The following is a 2,005-nucleotide window of genomic DNA, read 5'->3' as shown; positions in this document are numbered from 1 at the left end:
GTTGGGGTTGGCAGCCGCGAAACCCCCCCCCACCCCCCCCCCGGGGGGGGCCCCCCCGCCCCCCCCGGCGCGTTCCTAGTCGTCACCCTCATTCCTGGAGTCCCGCGATGGCCACTCCCCTGTCCCCCCAGTCCGGCTCCCCGCTGTCCGCGCTGAAGACGATCGCCGTCGTCGGCCTCGGCACCATGGGCACCGGCATCACCGAGGTCCTCGCGAAGGCAGGCCGCGAGGTGATCGGCATCGACATCAGCGAGGCCCAGACCGAGCGGACCGTCGCCGCCCTGGAGTCCGCCACCGCCCGCGCGGTGGAGCGCGGCCGGCTGACCGAGCAGGAGCGCGCCGGCGTGCTGGCCCGGGTCCGTACCTCCACGGACCTGCGCGCGGCGGCCGACGCCGACCTGGTCATCGAGGTCGCCCCGGAGTCGTACGAGGTCAAGCACCAGATCTTCCGCGAACTGGACGGCATCGTCCGCCCGGAGACGATCCTCGCCACCGGTACCAACGCCCTCTCGGTCACCCGGCTCGCCGCCGACTCGGCCCGCCCCGAGCGCGTGCTCGGACTGCACTTCTTCAACCCCGCGCAGGCGATGAAGCTCGTCGAGGTCGTCTCCTCGGTGCTGACCGCGCCGCAGGCCGTCGCCGCCGTCACCGACCTGGCGATCGAGCTGGGCAAGGAGCCGGTCGCGGTCGGCGACCGCCCCGGCTTCGTGGCGGACGGCCTGCTGTTCGGCTACCTGAACCAGGCCGCCGCGATGTACGAGGCCCGGTACGCCTCCCGCGAGGACATCGACGCGGCGATGCGGCTCGGCTGCGGCCTGCCCATGGGCCCGCTGGCCCTGCTGGACCTGATCGGCGTGGACACCGCGCGCACGGTCCTCGACGCCATGTACGCCGAGTCCCGGGACCGGCTGCACGCCCCCGCCCCGATCCTGAAGCAGCTCAGCGAGGCAGGCCTGACCGGCCGCAAGGCGGGCCGCGGCTTCTACACCTACGAGGCGCCCGGCAGCGCCACGGTCGTGCCCGACGCGCTGACGCCGGCGGCGGACGGCGCCCGGGTCGCGGGCCGCCCCGTCCGCTCCGTCGGGGTGGCGGGGTCCGGCACCATGGCGTCCGGCATCGCCGAGGTGTTCGCCAAGGCCGGGTACGACGTCGTCCTCGCCGCGCGCAGCGAGGAGAAGGCGGCGACCGCCAAGGCCCGGATCGGCAAGTCGCTGGCGCGTTCCGTGGACAAGGGCCGGCTGACCGCCGAGGCCGCGGCGCAGACACTGGACCGGATCACCCCGGCGGGCTCCTACGAAGCGTTCGCCGACGTCGACCTGGCGGTCGAGGCGGTCGCCGAGGACCTGGAGGTCAAGCGGCAGTTGTTCCAGGCGCTGGACAAGGTCTGCAAGCCGGGCGCGGTCCTCGCCACCACCACCTCCTCGCTGCCCGTGGTCGCCTGCGCCCGCGCCACCTCGCGTCCGCAGGACGTGATCGGCATGCACTTCTTCAACCCGGCCCCGGCGATGAAGCTGGTGGAGGTCGTGCGCACGGTCCTTACGGCCGACGACGTCCACGCCACCGTCCGCGAGGTCTGCGCGAAGGTGCGCAAGCACGCGGTGGACTGCGGCGACCGCGCCGGGTTCATCGTGAACGCGCTGCTGTTCCCGTACCTCAACAACGCGGTGAAGATGGTCCAGGAGCACTACGCCACCCTGGACGACATCGACGCGGCGATGAAGCTCGGCGGCGGCTACCCGATGGGCCCGTTCGAGCTGCTGGACGTGGTCGGCCTGGACGTCTCGCTGGCCATCGAGAAGGTCCTGCACCGCGAGTTCCGCGACCCGGGCCTGGCCCCGGCGCCGCTGCTGGAGCACCTGGTGGCCGCGGGCTGCCTCGGCCGCAAGACCGGCCGCGGCTTCCGCGAGTATGCCCGCCGCTGACGGCGCCGGCGACTGGTCCCGCACGGAGACGGACTGGGGCGGGCTGCTGGACCCCCACGGGTTCCCGCCGCCCGCCCCAGTCC

At 73.8% G+C, this 2,005-nt stretch carries 1 protein-coding gene; it reads left to right on the top strand.

The features are described 5' to 3' along the window. Positions 1–107: 107 nt before the first annotated feature. On the top strand, positions 108–1,922 hold the full coding sequence (locus V7E45_RS39955) for a 3-hydroxyacyl-CoA dehydrogenase family protein (RefSeq protein ID WP_333779198.1): 1,815 nt from the start codon (positions 108–110) through the stop codon (positions 1,920–1,922). The last annotated feature ends 83 nt before the right edge of the window (positions 1,923–2,005 follow it).

Origin of the sequence: Streptomyces sp. IBSBF 3136 (assembly GCF_036815105.1) — a bacterium.
Classification (GTDB): Bacteria; Actinomycetota; Actinomycetes; order Streptomycetales; family Streptomycetaceae; genus Streptomyces.
This window is presented reverse-complemented; position numbering and strand designations above follow the sequence as displayed.

Coding starts and splice junctions, on each gene's coding strand:
- V7E45_RS39955 (WP_333779198.1), top strand. CDS start 108: ATGGCCACTCCCCTGTCCCCCCAGTCCGGCTCCCCGCTGTCCGCGCTG.